Below are 18,112 nucleotides of genomic sequence, written 5' to 3' on the forward strand. Positions count from 1 at the left end.
AGACATGGTTTTCGGGCGTTTGCGGGCCCGAGTCCGCGGCGTTTAAGGAGTTCGCGAAGTGGCACGTATTGCTGGCGTCAACATTCCGACGCAGAAGCGGGTCGAGATTGCCTTGACCTATATCCACGGAATCGGCCGGACCAAGGCCACCGAAATCTGCCAGAAGGTGGGCATTCCGCGGGAACGCCGGGTCAACGAGTTGACCGACGACGAGGTGGTGCGCGTGCGCGAGACCATCGACAGGGATTACGCGGTAGAGGGCGACCTGCGCCGCGAAGTTGCAATGAACATCAAGCGTCTGATGGATCTGGGTTGCTATCGCGGCCTGCGCCATCGCAAGGGCCTGCCGGTGCGCGGTCAGCGGACCAGCACCAACGCCAGGACCCGCAAGGGCCCGGCGCGGCCGATCGCCGGCAAGAAGAAAGCCGCCAGATAATCAGCGTTTAGCATCAGGAAACGAGTAGCAAGGCCATGGCCAAACCCCAAGCGCGTCTGCGCCGCCGCGAGAAGAAGAACATCAGCTCCGGCATCGCGCATGTGAACGCCACGTTCAACAACACCATGATCACCATCACCGATGTCCAGGGGAACACCATTTCCTGGTCTTCGGCCGGCGGTCAGGGCTTCAAGGGCTCGCGCAAGTCGACCCCCTATGCGGCGCAGATCGCCGCCGAGGATGCCGGCAAAAAAGCGCAGGAACACGGCATGCGGACCCTGGAAGTCAACGTGAAGGGCCCGGGTTCGGGCCGCGAATCGGCCCTGCGGGCCCTGCAGGCGGTGGGCTTCACCATCACTGCAATCCGCGACGTGACGCCGATTCCGCATAACGGTTGCCGGCCGCCCAAGCGTCGCCGCGTCTGACGCAGAGGGCCGGGGGCAATACCGGGCGGTTTCTGCCCGCCGGTGACGGCCCCCAAACGAGATTGGCGATGACCGGAGGCTGCCGGCATCACGCCCAATCTGAGCAGACGGGAAAACCGCTCTGGCTCGACTGAGGATCCGAACAGCCTAAAAGTCGTGAGGGCACCAGCGTGCTGCAAAAAAACTGGACCGAACTGATCAAGCCGACAAAGCTGGACATCCAGCCGGGACCGGACGCCCATCGCGTCGCCAAGGTGGTCGCCGAGCCGCTGGAGCGCGGCTTTGGCCTGACCCTGGGCAACGCGCTGCGTCGCGTCCTGCTGTCGTCCCTGCACGGGGCGGCCGTGACCTCCATCCAGATCGACGGGGTTCTGCACGAATTCTCCTCGATCCCGGGGGTCCGCGAAGATGTGACCGACGTGGTGCTGAACGTAAAGGCCATCGCCCTGCGTATGGGCGGCGAGGGCCCCAAGCGCATGCGCCTGCGCGGCGAGGGGCCGGGTGAAGTCACCGCCGGGCAGATCGACACCGGTCATGACATCGAAATCATGAACCCGGGCCTCGTGCTCTGCACCCTGGATGACGGTGCGCGCATCGACATGGAACTGACGGTGGAGACCGGCAAGGGCTATGTGCCGGCCACCCAGAACCGTCCGGAAGACGCGCCGATCGGCCTGGTGCCGGTCGACTCCATCTTCTCTCCGGTGCGCAAGATCTCCTACAAGGTGGACAACACCCGTGTCGGTCAGGTCACCGACTACGACATGCTCACCATGGAGATCGAGACCAATGGCGCGGTGACCCCTGAGGATGCCGTCGCGCTGGCCGCGCGTATTCTGCAGGACCAGTTGCAGCTCTTCATCAACTTCGACGAGCCGCAGGCCCGCCACGATGAGGAAGCGCCGAGCGAGCCGCCGTTCAACCGCAATCTGCTGCGCAAGGTCGAGGAACTGGAGCTTTCCGTCCGCTCGGCCAACTGCCTGAAGAACGACAACATCGTCTACATCGGCGATCTGGTGCAGAAGACCGAAGGGGAGATGCTTCGCACCCCGAACTTCGGCCGGAAATCGCTGAACGAAATCAAGGAAGTGCTCTCCTCCATGGGGCTGCATCTGGGTATGGAAATCCCCAGCTGGCCGCCCGAGAACATCGAGGAACTGGCCAAGCGCCTGGAAGAGCCCTACTAGGAAGAGCCCTACTGGGGCGACGAAACGTTCGGAGCAGTCCGCTCCCCCCGTCTGTACTGATAAGGGATCCTCGAGGGATCACCCATCCGGCAGGCGGCAATGCAATCGGTCTCGTGCGCGAGGCCAGGGTAGAAGGAAGGAAGAGACATGCGTCACGGGCTTCATGGCCGGCGTTTCAATCGTACGGCAAGCCACCGCAAGGCCATGTTCGCGAACATGGCGGCCGCGCTCATCAAGCATGAGCAGATCAAAACCACCTTGCCGAAGGCAAAAGACCTGCGCCGCGTCATCGACCGCCTGATTACCCTGGGTAAGCGCGGCGATCTTCACGCCCGCCGCCAGGCACTCTCCGTGCTGCGCGACACCGGGCTGACAGAGAAGCTTTTCGATGAGCTGGCTGGCCGCTACAAAGAGCGCAAAGGCGGCTACAGCCGGGTGCTGAAGGCCGGCCACCGGTATGGCGATATGGCGCCGATGGCGATCATCGAACTGGTTGACCGAGACCTCGACGCCAAGGGGCAGGATTCCGGCCCCAGCCAGGATGTCGAGGACGACGAAGACGAGGATTGACCCTCACGTCAGCGGCCTCACGGGCCATCACGTTAGCGAAAGGCAGCCTTCAACGGCTGCCTTTCTTGTTTGACCCCTGCGGATGCGGCCCCAATTATGAGATTCCCAGCTGTGAGATTCTGGGCGAAAGTCAGGACAGGAGAAAAGTCTTGAGCCGATACAACCCAGCGCAACCCGTTCCTTTCAGCCCTAAAGTCCGTCCATTCGGAGGACGTAGGGACCGCGGACGGCTGCTTGTGCTCGGTGCTGTGCTGCTCCTCGCCGCTGCACTCGTTTCGCCGGCTGGGGCGCAGGAGCGGGTGGTTCCCGAGAACCGCGACGCGGTCATGCTGTCCTTCGCGCCCGTGGTGCGCCAAGCGGCCCCTGCCGTGGTCAACATCTTCACCAAGCGCAAGGTTCAGAAGCAGCGCCGGACAAGCTCGTTGCTGGACGATCCCTTTTTCCGCCGGTTCTTCGGCGGCGGCCCGCGCGGCCAGGGGCGGCGCCAGGGGCAACCCTCCTCCCTCGGCTCCGGGGTGATCGTCGATCCGCTGGGCTTCATCGTGACCAACGAGCACGTTATCAAGGGCGCCGAACTCATCAAGGTGGTTCTCAACGATCGGCGCGAGTTCGAGGCCGAACTGGTTCTCGCCGACCCGCGGACCGATCTGGCGATTTTACAGATCGATCCCGAGGGCGAGACCCTGCCGTCCATTGCCTTTCGCGATTCCGACACCGTGGAAGTCGGCGACCTGGTGCTGGCGCTGGGCAACCCCTTCGGCGTGGGTCAGACGGTGACCAGCGGCATCGTTTCGGCCCTGGCACGCACGCAGGTCGGAATCACCGATTTCAGTTTTTTTATCCAGACCGACGCCGCCATCAATCCGGGCAATTCCGGCGGCGCGCTGATCACCACCGACGGCCGCCTGATCGGCATCAATACGGCCATCTATTCACGTAGCGGCGGGTCGGTCGGTATCGGCTTTGCGATCCCCGCCAACATGGTGCGGACCGTGGTTGCCAGCGCGCGCACGGGCGGCGCCCTGGTTCGCGCCTGGACCGGCCTCTCGGGCCAGACGCTGACCTCGGATCTGGCCGAGGGGCTGCGTCTTGAGCGGCCCGGCGGTGTGGTGATCAACGAAACCTTTCCGGATGGCCCGGCCGACCGCGCCGGTATCAAGGCGGGGGATGTTCTGGTGACGGTCGATGACCAGCCGGTGAACGACATCGAGGCCCTGAACTATCGGGTCGCGACGGGGGAACTGGGGCAAGCCGTGAACGTCGGTTTCTATCGTCAGGGCAAGCTGATCTCGGCCAGGTTGCCGCTGGAGGCACCGCCGGAATCCCCCTTGCGCAATGAGATCCGGCTGCTCGGCCACCATCCGCTGGGCGGGGCCGTGGTGGCCAGCCTCTCGCCGGCTTTGGCCGAGGAACGCGATCTCGCCGGCGCCTGGAAAGGGGTGATCATCATCCGGGTTCAGCGCGGCACCCCGGCCCAGAGGGTCGGATTCCGGGCCAACGACATCATTCTTTCCATCAACGGCCAGTCCCATCTCAATTCCGCCGACCTTGCGGCCGCGCTGGACCGCAGCGCCGACCGCTGGGAAGTGGTGTTCAAGCGGGATGGGAAGCTCCGCAAGGTCGCTTTCGGCTCCTGAAAGCCGATATTTCTTAAGAATCTGCCGCTTACGGCCGATTTCAGGCGATCCAATCCCCTCCGCGCATCGTAAAGAGATTGGGTAAACCAAGCAAAACTGCGGCCCCGGGGCGTGCTGCAGTCGCGAAGATGGGAGTGGTGGCATTGAAGCGCATGCAAACATCCGGACTTCGAACGGGTCTGCTGGCGGTCTTGGTTGCCGCGGGATTGACCGCTTTCACACCGGCAAAGGACTTGAAGGCGACGGAAGCCGGTATGGATGCGCCGGATCCACTGTCTTTCAAAGTCATGAGGGACGGCTCGAACATCGGCAGTCACAGCATTAGCTTTGAAGAAGTCGGCGAAGAGCTGCATGTCGACATCGCCATCGACCTGAAGGTCAACTTGGCTTTCATCACGGTTTTCCGCTACGAGCACCGCAACAAGGAAATCTGGCGCGACGGGCGGCTGGTCTCTCTTGAAAGCCGCACCTACGATGACGGCGACGAATACTTTGTCTCGGCCCGTGCGACCGACGAAGGTCTGCTGGTTGAAAACAAGGAAGGCAGTTTCGTCGCACCCGGCGACATTCTGCCGACCAGTTACTGGAACCCCGCCACCGTGGAGCAGGACCAGCTCCTGGATACCCAACGCGGACGCTTGCTGGCCGTCTCAACCAACCCCAAGGGCCTGGACGAGGTTCTGGCCGCTGAACAGCGCCTGCCGGCGAAGAAGTTCGACCTCAACGGCGACCTGGATGCCGATCTCTGGTACGCCCCCGGGGGCGAGTGGATGAAGATCGCCTTTACAGCACGTGGGGCGACCATCGACTATGTACCCGTCGGACCGCATCGGGGACTGGTGGACAATCAGCAGTCGAGCCTTCAGTAAAGGGTTTGCCGCGTCCGGTCCGGCAATCACACGGCGATTGCCGCTAGGGATTCAAGGGTGCCTCTTCAGAAAGATCATTGTGCCTGGATAACCGGCGCCTCGACAGGGCTCGGCCGGGCCTTGGCGCTACGCTGCGCGGCGGAGGGCTGGCATGTCGTGGCCTCGGCCCGCGGGCAGGAGGCGTTGGAGAGTCTCCGAACGGAGGCGGCCGGCCTGCCGGGCAGGATCTCGCTGGTTCCCCTGGATGTCACCGATGCCACCGCCGTTGCGGCGGCGGTGCGGCATATTGAAACCGACATCGCCCCCATCGGTCTGGCGGTTTTGAATGCCGGCAGTCACCGCCCCATGTCCGCCGAGAGCTTCAAGGCCGATGACGTCGCGGCCTTGCTGAACTTGAACGTGATGGGCATTGCCCATTGTCTGGAGGGCCTGCTGCCGGCGATGATCGGGCGGAGCCAGGGGCAGGTTGCCTTGGTCGCTTCCCTGGCCGGCTACTCCGGACTTCCGTCAGCCGCCGGCTACGGCGCCAGCAAGGCCGCCGTCATCAATATGGCCGAAGCGCTGAGGCCCGAATTGGAAGGTCTCGGGGTTACCCTTCAGGTGGTCAATCCCGGCTTCGTCGAGACGCCCTTGACGGACAAGAACGATTTCCCGATGCCCTTTCTCATGCCGGTCGACAAGGCGGCGGGAGCCTTCTTCCGCGGCCTGCAGTCCACACAGTTCGAGATTGTCTTTCCGCGGCGTTTTGCCTACTTGATGAAGCTGCTAAGGCTCCTACCTTACCGCCTGTTCTTTGCGCTGACGCGGCGAACCCTGTCGAAACGCTGAGGGCCGAAACGCTGACGGACGATAGTGGTTTCACCATTGAGGACTTTTGCCGAATGATCTCTGATGCGGCCGTATCCGACTACATCACCTTTTTCGAAAACCTGACACCGGAGAGTCTGAACCGGTTTGAAGAGGTCTTCAGCAGCGACGCGCGTTTTCGCGATCCCTTTAATGATGCCCGGGGCGTTGCCGCGGTGCGGCGTGTCTTTGAGAAGATGTTCGACGACGTCGACGAGCATAAGTTCAAAGTGCAGAGCTATGCCGTGAACGGCAACTCGGCCTATCTGGTTTGGGTGTTTGAGATCACGCCGAAAGGCAAGACGAAAGTCTGGCTGATAGAAGGCATGAGCCGGATCGATTTTCGCGACGACGGCAAGGCCACAGCGCATATCGACTACTACGATGCCGCCGGACAGATCTATGAGAAGATTCCCTTGATCGGCGGCGTCTTGCGTCTGATGCGGCGTAAGATCGCCGCCTGACTCTCGGAACCGCTTTTAATCACTCGGCGGCTACGCTGTGGGCTTCAGACTCACTGGCGTTCTGGGCCGGCATTTTCTGAAAGAAAATCGTCACCTCGCCGATATCCAGACCGAACTTGCTGACCCTGGCCCGGTTGAAGAGGACATCATCCGGCTGCAGGAACATCCAATCGTCGAAGTTCACGTTCCAGGTTGACTCTCCGACTTTCAAGGCCAGCGTGTAGCGCCAATTGAGGGCATTGCCGTAGGACACGCCTTCGGCCTCGCCGATCACGTCGGCGGCGGTCCCTTCGTAGCGGTGTTCATCGAGCTTTGTGATGGTCCAGATGCGCTGCTCCGTTTCGCCGTCGGAGTAGACGAAATCCTCGACAAGGGTGAGCTGTTCGCCGTCCCAGGTGCCTTCGATGTCGACCACGAAGTCGCGCCGCAGGTTGCCGAAACGGTCTACGAAGATGCCCCAGGCCCGCGTGTTTCCGGCGAAGTATTCTTCGATCAAGAGCCGCGGTTCGCGTCCGTCGAACTGTTCGGGGGTCATGCTGCTACAGCCTGCCGTGATGAGAAGAAGGGTCGTTGCGATGCACCGTAAAAGAAACATTGCCTGTCTCTGGAACTGTTGATCGTCTGTTTTCGCGCCGCTCGATGAGCGCGCGGACGCGGCGCTGACGCTGCTGTGTGATCGGGAATTGCCAGACCAAAGCGATTGCCGCCAGCTTGAAGACCACCGGCGCCAGACCATAGAGCAGCGCCAGCGACCAAACCGCGCCAGGCTGCTCCGCCGCCGGATCGAAGCCGGCCAAGTCCAACAAGGGAAAAGAAAGGCCTACCGCCAATGCCAGCGCCAGCTTGGTTGCGACGCCCCAGAGCCCGAAGTAAACCCCGGCCCGCTCGCTGCCGCTGCGCAGCCTGTCCAGGTCGATGACGTCCGCCTGTATCGCCGGGGGCAACGCCAGATCCGCCCCCAATGCGATGCCGGACAGGATGCAGATGACGAGAAAGGCCCAGGTGTCGCCCGGTCCCAACAAGGGTACCCAGACGAAGACCGCGCAGGCCCCCAGCATTGCCGTGCACCAGGCCCGATGCTTGCCGATGCGTTTCGCCAGCCACAGCCATAGGGGCAGGGCGGCGATGCCGCAGACGAAATAGGTGAGCAAAAGAGGCCCGGTCCAAGATTCGGCTTCCAATCCAAATTTCACATAAAGCAGGAACAACGTTGACGGCAGCCCGATCGCTATCCCATTGAGGAAATAGGCCGAAATCAGCCTGAGGAAAGGGCCGTTGCCGAACAAAATCGCCGCCGAACGGCGCCAGGAAAGCGGCTTTGGCGGTTGTCTGGACGGCTCGTTTACCATCGCGCAGGCCGCTACAACACAAAGTGGCAGCAGCACAATTATGCCGATCAGCAGCCATTCAAGCGTCAGGCCTCTGTCGTCACCGGTGAAGCTGGGCAGGGCCGCTGCCGCGACGGTGCCGACCACCACGAAACCTTCGCGCCAGGCGGTGATCCGGCTGCGCTCGTTATAGCTTTGCGACAGCTCGGCGCCCCAGGCGCTGTAGGGCAGCAGGATCATGGTGCTGCCGAAGTAGAGCGCCATGGTCCAGGCCATGAGGTAGAGGAAGCCGGGGGCCTCCTCAGGCAGAAAGAGAAACCATGCAGAAATCAGGAGGAAGGGAATGCCGAGCAGCATCCAGGGGCGCCGGCGTCCCCAAGGTGTCGGCAAGGCATCGGAAACGCGGCCCATCAGCGGATCGGTCAAAAGATCCCAGATGCGGGCGATCAGGAGGGCCCCACCGACCGACGCCAGGCCCAGGCCCAACTCCTCCGCATAGAAGGCCGGCAGGTAGACGTATAGCGGAACACCGAGCGCGGCCAGAGGCAGGCCCGGCAGGCCATAGGCAAACAACATGGAGCGGGAGAGCCCCGCGCTGGCAGCGTTCGCTTGGGACAAGGTTGGCTACCCGCGGGAGAGGGCGATCTGGCGGACGTCGATGCGACCGATCTTGAATCCCACGTTGCAGTAGGCGAGGTAGTAATGCCACATGCGCCGGAAACGTTCGTCATAGCCGAGCGCCGAAATGTCCGGCCAGGCGGCTTCGAAACGCTGCGACCAATCCGCCAGCGTGCGCGCATAGTCGTGACCGAAGCCTCTGTCGCCGATCCATTCCAGGCCCGCCGCCTGAACAGTGTTCTTCAAGGCCTGACGCGAGGGCAGCAGGCCCCCAGGGAAGATGTGGCGTTGAATGAAATCGGCGCTGCGCCGATAGGGCTCCCAGATCGCATCGTCGATGGTGATGATCTGCAGAGCGATGCGTCCTTCCGGGCTCAGCGCATCGCGCAGCTTGCCGAAGAAGACCGGCCAATAACGCTCGCCCACGGCCTCGAACATCTCGATGGAGGCAACCCGGTCGAAGCGGCCGGTCACGTCGCGGTAGTCCTGGCGACGGATCTCCACCTTCTCGGCAAGACCATCGAGATGAACGCGCTTGCGGGCGTAGTCGTACTGTTCCTCCGATATCGTGATGCCGGTGACCCGGCAACCGGCCTCCTTTGCCGCGAAGGCGGCAAAGCCGCCCCAGCCGCAGCCAACCTCCAGCAGGTGATGGTCCGGCGAGAGATCGGCAAGTTCGGTCATGGCCCGATACTTGTTCTGCTGCGCCGCTTCCAGGCTGTCGCCCTCCGACGTGAAAACCGCCGAGGAGTAGGTCATGCTGGGATCGAGCCACTGCTCGTAGAAAGCATTTCCGAGATCGTAGTGGTAAGCGATGTTGCGCTTTGAACCGCTCTTCGAGTTGGCGCGCAACAGATGCGGCAGGCGGTTCAGAAAACGCATAACCGGATGGCCATGCACCACGCGTTGCCAGGCGGCCTCGTTCAAGGCGCCCAACTCGATCATTGCGGTGAGGTCTTCGGTCTCGAAATCGCCGTCCACATAGGCTTCGGCAAAGCCGTTGTGTCCGCCAAGCAGCAAGCGGCGGACGAAGCGTGGCCTGATGACCTTCAGCGCTGCTGAGGGCCCAGGTTCTTCGCCTTCGAAGAGGTGCCGCGAACCATCCGGCAACTCCATCAAGACAGAACCGGCGCGCAGGCAGCGGCCCAAGGTGATCAGGAGTCTGTAAGGACCAATGGACACAAGACTGTTTTGCCTAAGGTTCATCGCGATGTCCATATGGCTGTTGTAAAGTGCTGATCGGGAAAGCAGTTATGGCGCAGTGCGGGTAACGGCCTGTGCCGGCGGGGCACCGCGCTGATGAAAGGTTGCGCCCTTGCGCCAAAGCCACAGCGCTTCCCAATGGATTGCCGCCATCACCTTGGCGGTCATCAGAGGATATCGCAGCAATGCCTTCCAGAGGCCGCCGCCATCGACGGCGACCCGGCGTCCGGTCAGGGTCGCGAGAAGAATTTCCCCCTCTGCAACCGATTGTCGTATGAGCACGGAGAGACCTTCATCCGGTTCCCGCAGGCGAAAGCGGTAGGCCGCCGACATCTCGATAAAGGGAGAGACGTAGAACGCCTTCTCGCAGCTCTGCAGAATGGCCTGGCGGTCCCGGTCCCCGCCGACAATGGGGATGAGATAGCAGTGCTGTTCTCCGAAGGTGTTTTTCACCTCGTAGATGATCGCGCGGAGAGAGCCGTCACGATGGCGGCAGAACCAAATGGTCAGCGGATTGAAGACGTAGCCGAAAATACGCGGAAAGCAGAGCAGCTGAAGCCTGCCGCCCTCAAGATCGATGCCGGCGGCGGCCAGCTCGGCCTCGGCCCAGGCCCGCAGCGGCGAGCCGTCGCGCGGCCCGTGATCGCCGTCATGAAAGCTGAAAACGTTGAAGCGGTTATGCGAGATCAGCGGCAGACGGCGGGTCAGCTTCGGCAACTCGTCGAGATCGAGAAACAGCGAGAACACCCGGTAGCGGAAACGGTGTGTGAAGGGGCGCAGACGCTTGTGCATCACCTGGCCGAAGTAGAGGCAGGAGGTCAGGGCCTGCTCCTTGCCGTCCAAGCCGCTCTCTGCATCCTTGCCACGCTTTTCCCTCACTCCGCGGCCTCCAGCAAGGCGGCGGGCACAGTCGCCTCGGCAGCGGGACTGCGAGGCACGACTTCGTGTGCCCAAGGGGCAGGCGCGCCCAGGGCGGCGGCGACACCGAGGCCGGCCTGCAGGCCATCCTCGTGAAAGCCATATCCGCAATAGGATCCGCAGAACCAGGTTCTCAGAGAGCCCTGGATGTCGGGCAGCGATTTCTGCGCCCGCAAGGCGGCGCCATCGAACAGCGGATGGTCGTAGTCGAAGGATTGCAGCACCTTGTCGGCGGCGGGTGCGCGTTCCGGGTTTAAGGTGACGAACAGCGGATGGCGTCGCTCAAGGTTCTGCAGCTTGTTCATCCAGTAGGTGACGGAGACTTTCTGACCGTCGTTGCGCACCCCTTGATCGTTTTCCGTATGGCCGCTGGTGTAGTTCCAGCTTGCCCAGGCGCCGCGGCGTCGGGGCATCAGGCTGGTATCCTGGTGAAGGACCGCATGATTTTTCTCGTAACGGAAGGCTTCGAGAACGCTTCGCTCCCTCAGCGTCGCCTCGGCCCCGAGAATACGCAGTGCCTGGTCGGCGTGACAGGCGAGGACGACCTGATCAAAGCGTTCCTCATCGCTGCCGGCGCTGCGAAGATAAACGCCTTCAGGCGCGCGGCGCAGGCCGGTTATGGGACTGGCCAGGCGAATGTCACCGTCAAGACCGGTTGCAATGCGATCGACATAGGTACGGCTGCCGCCGGTAACCGTACGCCACTGCGGCCGGCCGGTCAGTAGCAGCAAGCCGTGATTCTCGCAGAACTGAATGAACGACCGAGCGGGGAAGGCTAGCATTTCTTCCAAAGGCGCGGACCAGATCGCGGAGCCCATCGGCAGCAGGTGATCGCGGGTAAAGGCTTCACCGTATCCGCCTTGATCCAGCAAGTCGCCGAGGCTCATGCCGGTGCTCTCGGCTTCGCGCATGGCGCCCGGCGCCTGACGATAGAAGCGTAGGAGATCGCGCAGCATCGACCAGAAGCGCGGCCGCAGCAGGTTACGCTTCTGAATGAACAGGCCGATGGCGCTTCCTTGATACTCCAGCCGTCCATTGTCCAGCGAAACGGAGAATGACATATCGCTGCGCTCGGTCGGCACCGAAAGCGCGTCGAAAAGGCGTGTGAGGTTGGGGTAGGCGAGGTTGTTGTAGACGATGAAGCCGGTGTCCACCGGCAAACGGCTGTCACCCAAAGCGACATCAACTGTGTTGGCATGACCGCCGAGACGGTCTGCGGACTCGAACAGAGTCACCTCATGGCGCTTATCCAGTGCCCAGGCCGCACCCAGGCCGGTGATCCCGGCCCCTACTACTGCAATCCTCATATGCTCCCCTTAATCACCCGGCCGGCTCGCTGGCGCTCAGACCATCCCGATTTCCGTTCACCGAGCATAACACTGCCTAACCTTTACCTAGTGCGGCTGACCACTTCGGGACAGGCCGCGGATCGGAAAGCTGTCACCATTTTCAACCGATCCTTCGCCGTCCCGACCGCTGTATATCCACTTGTGCTGATACGCCGCCAAACCCTAAATGGATCATGCGGTTGCGGGGTATTCTCTGGCGATCCGGTTCTTTTGGCCCGGCGGCGGGGTCGATTTTGCGGTAACTGATTGCAGCTTGTGGCCGGAGCGGCGATTTTATCGGGCAAGCGGTTCTTTGGGCAGAGGTGTGGCACAAGTGCGATGACGGGATTGTTTGAAAGCCAGGCGCCGCGGCCGCTGGCCGACCGCCTCCGGCCGCAGAACCTTGCCGAGGTCGTGGGCCAGGATCATCTGCTGGGACCGGAAGGTCCGCTTGGCCGGATGCTGGGCTCCGGCCGCTTGGCCTCCCTCGTCCTCTGGGGGCCGCCGGGTTGCGGGAAGACCACCATTGCCCGCCTGCTGGCCGAGGAAACAACACTGGAATTCGAGCCGCTGTCGGCGGTTTTTTCAGGTGTCGCCGACCTGCGAAAGGTTTTCGAAAGAGCCAAGCAGCGCCGCCTCGCCGGACGCGGCACCTTGCTCTTCGTCGACGAGATCCATCGCTTCAATCGCGCCCAGCAGGACGGCTTTCTGCCTTTCGTCGAAGACGGCACGGTCGTTCTGGTGGGGGCCACCACCGAGAATCCCTCCTTCGAACTGAACCCCGCGCTGCTGTCGCGCTGTCAGGTCCTGGTCCTGAAGCGGCTGGAGGAGTCGGCCTTGCGGGAATTGCTTGCCAGGGTCGAGGCGCTGGAGGGCCGGAACCTGCCGCTGACCAGCGAGGCCCGGGCCGCCTTGATGGCGATGGCGGACGGCGATGGCCGCTACCTGCTGAACCTGACCGAGGAGGTGCTGGCCCTTGCCAGCCCGGCCAACCAAGAACCGCTCGATACCGCGGCGCTGGCGGCGGTGGTCCAGAAACGCGCGCCGATCTATGACAAGGGGCAGGAGAGCCACTACAACCTCATCTCCGCCCTGCACAAGTCGCTGCGCGGCTCGGACTGTGACGCGGCTCTCTATTGGTTTGCCAGGATGCTGGCCGGCGGCGAGGACCCCCACTTCATTGCCCGCCGGCTGGTGCGTTTCGCCGTGGAGGATGTCGGCCTCGCGGATCCCGACGCGCTGCCGCAGTCAATTGCCGCCTGGCAGGCCTTCGAACGCATTGGTTCTCCCGAAGGCGAACTGGCGCTGGCCCAGGCGGTTATCTACCTGGCGACCGCACCGAAATCCAATGCCGCCTACAAGGCCTATAAGGCGGCCCGGAAGAGCGCGGGGGAGAGCGGCTCCCTGGCGCCGCCCGCGCACATTCTGAACGCCCCCACGGGCCTGATGCGGGATCTTGGGTATGGTAAAGGCTATCGCTACGATCACGATACGGCAGAGGCTTTTTCGGGGCAGGACTATTTTCCTGATACTCTAGGGCGCCAGGCCCTTTATCACCCTGTCGAGCGCGGATTTGAGCGGGAGATCCGCAAGCGTCTCGCCTATTGGGCGAAGCTTCGCGCCGGGCGGCAAGGCGAGAGCGAAGACCAAAACTAAGCTCAGCCTTGCAATTGATGCGAGTCTGCTATTCCGCCTTGCCTGTTGTCTGCAAACCGAAAGCTCGTAGTTTGTCACCGAGACAATCTGCCCGGCTGACGACAGCCTGAGCAGAGGGCTAACCAAACAAATTAGGCAATAGGGGCGTTGGATGGGCAATTACTGCGTGCCTGACAAGGGCAAAGCAGCTCTTCTCTGTATCTCTGCACAGCGTGATTTCGTAACTCCGGGTTCGCAGCTGAGGGCATCGGGTGTGCGCTCGGCACTGCCGAACATGGCAAAGCTCGCGGAGGCGTTTCGTGCTCAGGGAGCACCGATTTTCCATTCGGTGCGGCTTTACAAGGCCGACGGGTCCAACGTCGATGCCTGCCGCCGCCAAGCGGTCGAGGAAGGTATGCGTATCCTGATGCCGGGCACGCTGGGCGCCGAGTTGATCGATGAACTGCAACCCAATGCCGAAATGCGGTTGGATCCGGAGTTGCTTTTCGCCGGCGACTTCCAGCAGGTCGATCAGAACGAGTTTGTCCACTACCGTCCGCGCTGGGGCGCCTTTCACCACACCGCTCTGGAAGCGAAGCTGCGGGAGCTTGAGGTGACCACCCTGGTGATCTGCGGCTTCAGCTTTTCGACCGGCGGCCGCGCTTCGGTCTATGAGGCCTCGGCACGGGATTTCAGGATCGTCCTGGCGACCGATGCGCTCTGCAACGCCTCCGATGAGTCGGTGCGCGAGCTGGGCCGGATCGGCGTCTATCAGATGGACAGTGACAACTGTATTGCCTGGCTCGACAGCGGCGGACCGCGTTCCGCCGCCGCCTAGATCTGATCTGCTCCAGCCGGTTCACAGAATAGCTTGCGGAAAGGAACCACCGGAAGCCATGCGCTTCCGGCGGGCGGCCCGACGGCGTTTGCGCAGCCGTTTTTTGTCTGTTAGCTAGACTGCCGTTGCCAGCCGCTCCGGTGGCGGCTTCACGTGGCGGGGAGGCGGCGCATGCAGTACACGGTTTTGGCGAGCGTTGCTTTGGGTGGCGCCCTGGGGGCGCTGGGCCGCTATGTCATGGTGAGCCAGGTCGGTCACTGGTTCGGGCCCATGCTGGCCGGATTTCCGTTGGGCACCCTCAGCGTCAACGTGCTGGGTTCCTTTGTTATGGGACTGCTGGTCGAATTCATGGCCATCGTCTGGTCGCCCTCGCCGGAGCTTCGTGCCCTGCTGACAGTCGGCTTCCTCGGCGCCTTCACGACATTCTCAACCTTTTCCATGGAGGCCGTTCTGCTTTATGAGCGCGGAGCGCTGCTGCAGGCGGCCGGCTATGTCGGGGCGTCCGTGGTGCTCTCGATCGCGGGCTTCGCCGCCGGGCTCTATCTCGTGCGGATCAGTCTCGCGTGAGCCGGGTGCAGCAGATAACCATCGGCGCCGAGGACGCGGGGCTGCGGCTCGACCGCTGGTTCCGCCAGCGGTTTCCCCAGGTGACCCAGGGGCGGCTGGAGAAGCTGTTGCGGAAGGGCGAGATCCGCGTCGACGGCAAAAGGGTGAAATCCGCCCATCGGATCGATACCGGGCAGACCGTGCGGGTTCCGCCGCTTCCGGACGCTGACGCGCCAAAGCGGCCGCGGGAGCCTGCGAAAGAGAAGCCGGTTTCGGCCGAGGCCGCCGCGGAACTGCAGAACCGGGTGCTCTACCGTGACAATGCGGTAATCGTCCTCGATAAGCCCGCAGGCCTGGCAGTACAGGGCGGCAGCGGCCAATCGCGCCATCTCGACGGCATGCTCGATGCCCTGCGCTTCGGCTCGGGCGAACGCCCGCGCCTGGTCCATCGTCTGGATAAGGATACGGCCGGGATTCTGCTGCTCGCCCGCAACGCCGGGAGTGCCCGCGCCCTGACCGCGGCCTTTCGCGGCAAGACTACCCAGAAGATCTATTGGGCGCTGGTCCACGGTGTGCCGGCGGAAAAGCGCGGGATCATCGATCTGCCTCTGGCCAAGCGCCAGGCCGGACCGGGCGAAGCCATGGCGCCCGTGGAGGGGGAGGACGGCAAGCCGGCCCAGACCCTTTACCGCCTGGTTGAGAGCCACAAGCGCGCGGTGAGCTGGCTGGTTCTGATGCCGTTGACCGGCCGCACCCATCAACTGCGCGTCCACTGCGCCGCGCTGGGCCTGCCGATCATCGGCGACGGCAAATACGGCGGGCGCGCCGCCTTTCCTGAGGCTCTGGGCCTGCCAAAACCGCTTCATCTGCTGGCGCGAGAGCTTGCGGTCCCGCATCCCGAAGACGGCACCACCCTGCGGCAGACCGCGGCTTTGCCGCCGCATATGGCCGAGAGTTGGCAGAAGCTCGGATTTGATGAGAGAAAAGGCGAGGCGGCTTTGGAAGCGCTCTTGGCCTATGCCGAAGGCATCAGCCATTCGCCCGGCCAGGGCCGCGGGGCTTAACAGTGCGCGTACCGGCGTCTGTGCCCGAGCCCTGCTGAAGGCTTTATACTGATTAGAAAGCGGAGAGGCGGCGCGGTGCAGAGCGGCGCACAAGCTGCTGATAGCGCCGGGTCTGAGGCGTAACGCTGGGGCGCTCCTGCTTGCGCAGGGTCTCGGCGGTCTTCTTGCGCCACTCCATGTCGCTCATCATGTTCGCTAAAGAAAAACCCCATTCGGAGCCGGCTTCCGGCTGATACTTATTCGACTCCGCAGCCGAATAGTGACGGTCCATCGACAAATTCCAGTTCTCGGCAGCAACCGGTGAAGAAATACCGATAACCGTTGCGGTCGCGATAGCGATGGCTGCTGACTTGCCAAGTTTGAGTTTGGAAAACATGCCTGTCCCTCTGGAGTGTTTTTTCGATGACCCAAGGTATAAGCATGATTTTTTCTTAGTTCTCCTTCAAAATGATTAAAAACCACAAATGACATCAATCAAAACCCTTAAATGTCACAGCAATAGTCAATGAAATGGTATTTTTACTTAATTAATTATTTGTTAACAATTTGGCAAATGCGGCAGCAATGTGGCGTACCTAGAAAGAGTCTAGGTTTTTCAGATGGATAAAGCTGTGGGTAGATTTTCGGCAAATATGATTACTATCTAATGCCGCCTCATTTTGGTCACCTTCCGGGAGGATTCCGGCGATCTCCGGGTATCTTCTTTTGGCCATGGGAATGGGGCCGGACGGCCACAATCGTTAACAAATCACGCGGATTGTTCGCGAAGGTGTAGCGAACTGTTGAGAGCGACTCCCGAGGAGACGTTCTACTGGTCCTTGGCGCGTGGCTTGAACAGATCGCGGGCGGTCTGCCTGATCAACTGCTGAAAGCGGGGGGAGGCGGGGCCATCGGCCTCCTCCACCCAGCCGTTGACGGCAGAGACCAGGCGTTTGCCGCTACAGAAGGCGGCAAGGATTTCGACGCGGCCGTCGCTTCGGGCGGGCCCACCGGTTGCCGGGTCCTCGCAGATCGACAGTACGGCGGTTGCGGAGGGGGCGTTAAAGAGCAGCAGGAGCCGGGCATTCGGGTCCTCTGCGGCCGTTGCATCGGTGGTGAGCGTCAGGACTCGTGACTGGACGGCGGTTCCGATTGTCGCAGCCAGATCGCTTTGCGGAATGGGCTGCCCTGGGAAGGCCTGGCCGGATACCGCGAGGTAGAGGGCGCCCTGGTTCCGGGTCGCAGCAGCCAGAAAATCCAGCGATCCGCTGGGGTGCATGAAACGGGTGTTGGTAGCCGGGCCTTCGTCGCAGGCAGCCAGGGCCGCCGTGAGCGCCAGGGCGGCGACCAGACCGCTCAGCTTGGTGTGTCTCCGCTTGCTGAGGCGCAGGGATTCTGTCATGTCGTTCTCCGGTCGCCCCATTCGACTGCCCCTGTCCGCAAAGTCGCCTGCGCTCACCTCACCAAGAACCCCGGCGCAGACCGACCCGAATCGCCTTAAGCATGGGCGGGCAACGTGATAGAGACAACGCGCAATGACTCAGCTTCCTTTTCGCCACCGTTTTATCGTTTTCGACCTCGACGGAACGCTGGTCGACAGTCAGCATACGATTGTGCACTGCATGGGCCGGGCCTTCTCTTCGGACGGCCTGCCCGCGCCGACCGCCCAGGCGGTCCGCGGCATTATCGGTCTGAAGCTTGAGGTGGCGATCGGCACCCTGCTGCCGGAGCCCGATGAGGAGAGGGCCCTCAAGCTCGCGGGACGCTACAGAGAGGCATTCCACGAGCGCCTCGGTCAGCCCGATCATGACGAGCCTCTGTTTGAGGGCACCCTCGAATGCCTTTCCGCCCTGGACCATCCCGAGCTGTTTCTGGGGATCGTTACCGGCAAGAACCGCCGTGGCCTTGAGAGGGTGCTGGCGCATCACGAAATCCAGCACCGCTTCACCACTCTCAGGACTGCAGACGACGGGCCCAGCAAGCCGCACCCCCATGTCCTTCAATTAGCCATGGCCGACGTTGGGGCGGACCCGCAGGATACGGTGATGATCGGAGACACGACTTTCGACATCCAGATGGCGCGCTCGGCGGGCTGTGATGCGGTGGGGGTGGATTGGGGCTATCATCACCGCGATGAGCTGAAGGCCGCCGGTGCTGGTAAGGTTGTTGATCGATTTTCCGATCTTCGGCAGGCACTTATAGACTTGAGTGGAGTTTAGGT

20 protein-coding genes are annotated in these 18,112 nt (G+C 62.4%); 13 read left to right on the top strand and 7 right to left on the bottom strand.

The annotated features are described in order from the left end of the window. The first annotated feature begins 58 nt into the window (after positions 1-58). The 8 genes from rpsM to ACP146_RS07830 all read left to right on the top strand — a co-directional run bounded on the left by rpsM (position 59) and on the right by ACP146_RS07830 (position 6,434). Positions 59-436: a 30S ribosomal protein S13 gene (gene rpsM / locus ACP146_RS07795; RefSeq protein WP_167231747.1), complete on the top strand. Its 378-nt coding sequence runs from the start codon at positions 59-61 to the stop codon at positions 434-436. Positions 437-471: 35 nt separating this feature from the next. Next, positions 472-861: a 30S ribosomal protein S11 gene (gene rpsK / locus ACP146_RS07800; RefSeq protein ID WP_193368096.1), complete on the top strand. Its 390-nt coding sequence runs from the start codon at positions 472-474 to the stop codon at positions 859-861. Positions 862-1,031: 170 nt separating this feature from the next. Next, complete coding sequence (locus tag ACP146_RS07805; RefSeq protein ID WP_422366198.1) at positions 1,032-2,048, top strand: DNA-directed RNA polymerase subunit alpha; 1,017 nt, start codon at positions 1,032-1,034, stop codon at positions 2,046-2,048. Positions 2,049-2,195: 147 nt separating this feature from the next. Then, a complete protein-coding gene (gene rplQ, locus ACP146_RS07810; protein ID WP_422366199.1) occupies positions 2,196-2,618 on the top strand; it encodes a 50S ribosomal protein L17 in 423 nt (140 codons plus the stop codon). Between the two features lie 236 nt (positions 2,619-2,854). Next, on the top strand, positions 2,855-4,255 hold the full coding sequence (locus ACP146_RS07815) for a Do family serine endopeptidase (RefSeq protein WP_422366200.1): 1,401 nt from the start codon (positions 2,855-2,857) through the stop codon (positions 4,253-4,255). 152 nt (positions 4,256-4,407) lie between these two features. Further along, on the top strand, positions 4,408-5,124 hold the full coding sequence (locus tag ACP146_RS07820) for a DUF6134 family protein (RefSeq protein ID WP_422369627.1): 717 nt from the start codon (positions 4,408-4,410) through the stop codon (positions 5,122-5,124). Positions 5,125-5,181: 57 nt separating this feature from the next. After that, positions 5,182-5,952 (top strand): SDR family NAD(P)-dependent oxidoreductase, encoded by a 771-nt coding sequence (locus ACP146_RS07825; RefSeq protein ID WP_422366201.1) that lies wholly within the window; start codon positions 5,182-5,184, stop codon positions 5,950-5,952. Positions 5,953-6,005: 53 nt separating this feature from the next. After that, a complete protein-coding gene (locus tag ACP146_RS07830) occupies positions 6,006-6,434 on the top strand; it encodes a nuclear transport factor 2 family protein (RefSeq protein WP_422366202.1) in 429 nt (142 codons plus the stop codon). 19 nt (positions 6,435-6,453) lie between these two features. Here ACP146_RS07830 and ACP146_RS07835 read toward each other — a convergent pair whose 3' ends face one another. Genes ACP146_RS07835 through ACP146_RS07855 form a run of 5 tightly spaced genes read right to left on the bottom strand, consistent with a single transcriptional unit; the run spans position 6,454 to position 11,808 of the window. Further along, complete coding sequence (locus ACP146_RS07835) at positions 6,454-6,969, bottom strand: DUF3833 domain-containing protein (protein WP_422366203.1); 516 nt, start codon at positions 6,967-6,969, stop codon at positions 6,454-6,456. A 4-nt stretch (positions 6,970-6,973) separates the two neighbouring features. Next, the gene (locus tag ACP146_RS07840) at positions 6,974-8,380 is read right to left on the bottom strand and encodes an MFS transporter (RefSeq protein WP_422366204.1); all 1,407 of its coding nucleotides are present in this window, start codon (positions 8,378-8,380) and stop codon (positions 6,974-6,976) included. Between the two features lie 6 nt (positions 8,381-8,386). Further along, on the bottom strand, positions 8,387-9,586 hold the full coding sequence (locus ACP146_RS07845; RefSeq protein WP_422366205.1) for a class I SAM-dependent methyltransferase: 1,200 nt from the start codon (positions 9,584-9,586) through the stop codon (positions 8,387-8,389). Positions 9,587-9,631: 45 nt separating this feature from the next. Then, positions 9,632-10,462, bottom strand: coding sequence for a DUF1365 domain-containing protein (locus ACP146_RS07850; RefSeq protein ID WP_422366206.1), 831 nt, complete (start codon positions 10,460-10,462; stop codon positions 9,632-9,634). Beyond that, positions 10,459-11,808: an NAD(P)/FAD-dependent oxidoreductase gene (locus ACP146_RS07855; RefSeq protein WP_422366207.1), complete on the bottom strand. Its 1,350-nt coding sequence runs from the start codon at positions 11,806-11,808 to the stop codon at positions 10,459-10,461. Before ACP146_RS07855 ends, ACP146_RS07850 begins: the two co-directional genes overlap by 4 nt. 360 nt (positions 11,809-12,168) lie before the next feature. On the opposite strand from ACP146_RS07855, the gene ACP146_RS07860 reads away from it, so the two are divergent. The 4 genes from ACP146_RS07860 (at position 12,169) to ACP146_RS07875 (ending at position 15,912) form a co-directional block, all read left to right on the top strand. Next, positions 12,169-13,485 (top strand): replication-associated recombination protein A, encoded by a 1,317-nt coding sequence (locus ACP146_RS07860; RefSeq protein ID WP_422366208.1) that lies wholly within the window; start codon positions 12,169-12,171, stop codon positions 13,483-13,485. 151 nt (positions 13,486-13,636) lie between these two features. Further along, positions 13,637-14,302, top strand: coding sequence for an isochorismatase family cysteine hydrolase (locus ACP146_RS07865; protein ID WP_422366209.1), 666 nt, complete (start codon positions 13,637-13,639; stop codon positions 14,300-14,302). A gap of 171 nt (positions 14,303-14,473) precedes the next feature. Beyond that, complete coding sequence (crcB, locus tag ACP146_RS07870) at positions 14,474-14,869, top strand: fluoride efflux transporter CrcB (RefSeq protein ID WP_422366210.1); 396 nt, start codon at positions 14,474-14,476, stop codon at positions 14,867-14,869. Then, a complete protein-coding gene (locus ACP146_RS07875; protein WP_422366211.1) occupies positions 14,866-15,912 on the top strand; it encodes an RluA family pseudouridine synthase in 1,047 nt (348 codons plus the stop codon). The genes crcB and ACP146_RS07875 overlap by 4 nt, the downstream gene beginning before the upstream one ends. 52 nt (positions 15,913-15,964) lie before the next feature. On the opposite strand, the gene ACP146_RS07880 is transcribed toward ACP146_RS07875, so the two are convergent. Next, a complete protein-coding gene (locus tag ACP146_RS07880) occupies positions 15,965-16,288 on the bottom strand; it encodes a hypothetical protein (RefSeq protein WP_422366212.1) in 324 nt (107 codons plus the stop codon). A gap of 432 nt (positions 16,289-16,720) precedes the next feature. After that, complete coding sequence (locus tag ACP146_RS07885) at positions 16,721-17,293, bottom strand: hypothetical protein (protein ID WP_422366213.1); 573 nt, start codon at positions 17,291-17,293, stop codon at positions 16,721-16,723. 133 nt (positions 17,294-17,426) lie between these two features. Here ACP146_RS07885 and ACP146_RS07890 point away from each other — a divergent pair, with 133 nt between their 5' ends. Next, positions 17,427-18,110, top strand: coding sequence for an HAD-IA family hydrolase (locus tag ACP146_RS07890; protein WP_422366214.1), 684 nt, complete (start codon positions 17,427-17,429; stop codon positions 18,108-18,110). Positions 18,111-18,112 lie beyond the last annotated feature (2 nt).

This window comes from Pelagibius sp. (genome assembly GCF_965249265.1).
GTDB lineage: Bacteria > Pseudomonadota > Alphaproteobacteria > Kiloniellales > Kiloniellaceae > Pelagibius.

What these genes read in the sequence shown, in the direction of transcription:
- ACP146_RS07860 (WP_422366208.1), top strand. Translation starts at nt 12,169, where the DNA reads ATGACGGGATTGTTTGAAAGCCAGGCGCCGCGGCCGCTGGCCGACCGC.
- ACP146_RS07830 (WP_422366202.1), top strand. Translation starts at nt 6,006, where the DNA reads ATGATCTCTGATGCGGCCGTATCCGACTACATCACCTTTTTCGAAAAC.
- ACP146_RS07820 (WP_422369627.1), top strand. Translation starts at nt 4,408, where the DNA reads ATGCAAACATCCGGACTTCGAACGGGTCTGCTGGCGGTCTTGGTTGCC.
- ACP146_RS07855 (WP_422366207.1), bottom strand. Translation starts at nt 11,808, where the DNA reads ATGAGGATTGCAGTAGTAGGGGCCGGGATCACCGGCCTGGGTGCGGCC.
- ACP146_RS07880 (WP_422366212.1), bottom strand. Translation starts at nt 16,288, where the DNA reads ATGTTTTCCAAACTCAAACTTGGCAAGTCAGCAGCCATCGCTATCGCG.
- rpsK (WP_193368096.1), top strand. Translation starts at nt 472, where the DNA reads ATGGCCAAACCCCAAGCGCGTCTGCGCCGCCGCGAGAAGAAGAACATC.
- ACP146_RS07845 (WP_422366205.1), bottom strand. Translation starts at nt 9,586, where the DNA reads ATGAACCTTAGGCAAAACAGTCTTGTGTCCATTGGTCCTTACAGACTC.
- rplQ (WP_422366199.1), top strand. Translation starts at nt 2,196, where the DNA reads ATGCGTCACGGGCTTCATGGCCGGCGTTTCAATCGTACGGCAAGCCAC.
- ACP146_RS07890 (WP_422366214.1), top strand. Translation starts at nt 17,427, where the DNA reads ATGACTCAGCTTCCTTTTCGCCACCGTTTTATCGTTTTCGACCTCGAC.
- crcB (WP_422366210.1), top strand. Translation starts at nt 14,474, where the DNA reads ATGCAGTACACGGTTTTGGCGAGCGTTGCTTTGGGTGGCGCCCTGGGG.
- ACP146_RS07835 (WP_422366203.1), bottom strand. Translation starts at nt 6,969, where the DNA reads ATGACCCCCGAACAGTTCGACGGACGCGAACCGCGGCTCTTGATCGAA.
- ACP146_RS07885 (WP_422366213.1), bottom strand. Translation starts at nt 17,293, where the DNA reads ATGACAGAATCCCTGCGCCTCAGCAAGCGGAGACACACCAAGCTGAGC.
- ACP146_RS07865 (WP_422366209.1), top strand. Translation starts at nt 13,637, where the DNA reads ATGGGCAATTACTGCGTGCCTGACAAGGGCAAAGCAGCTCTTCTCTGT.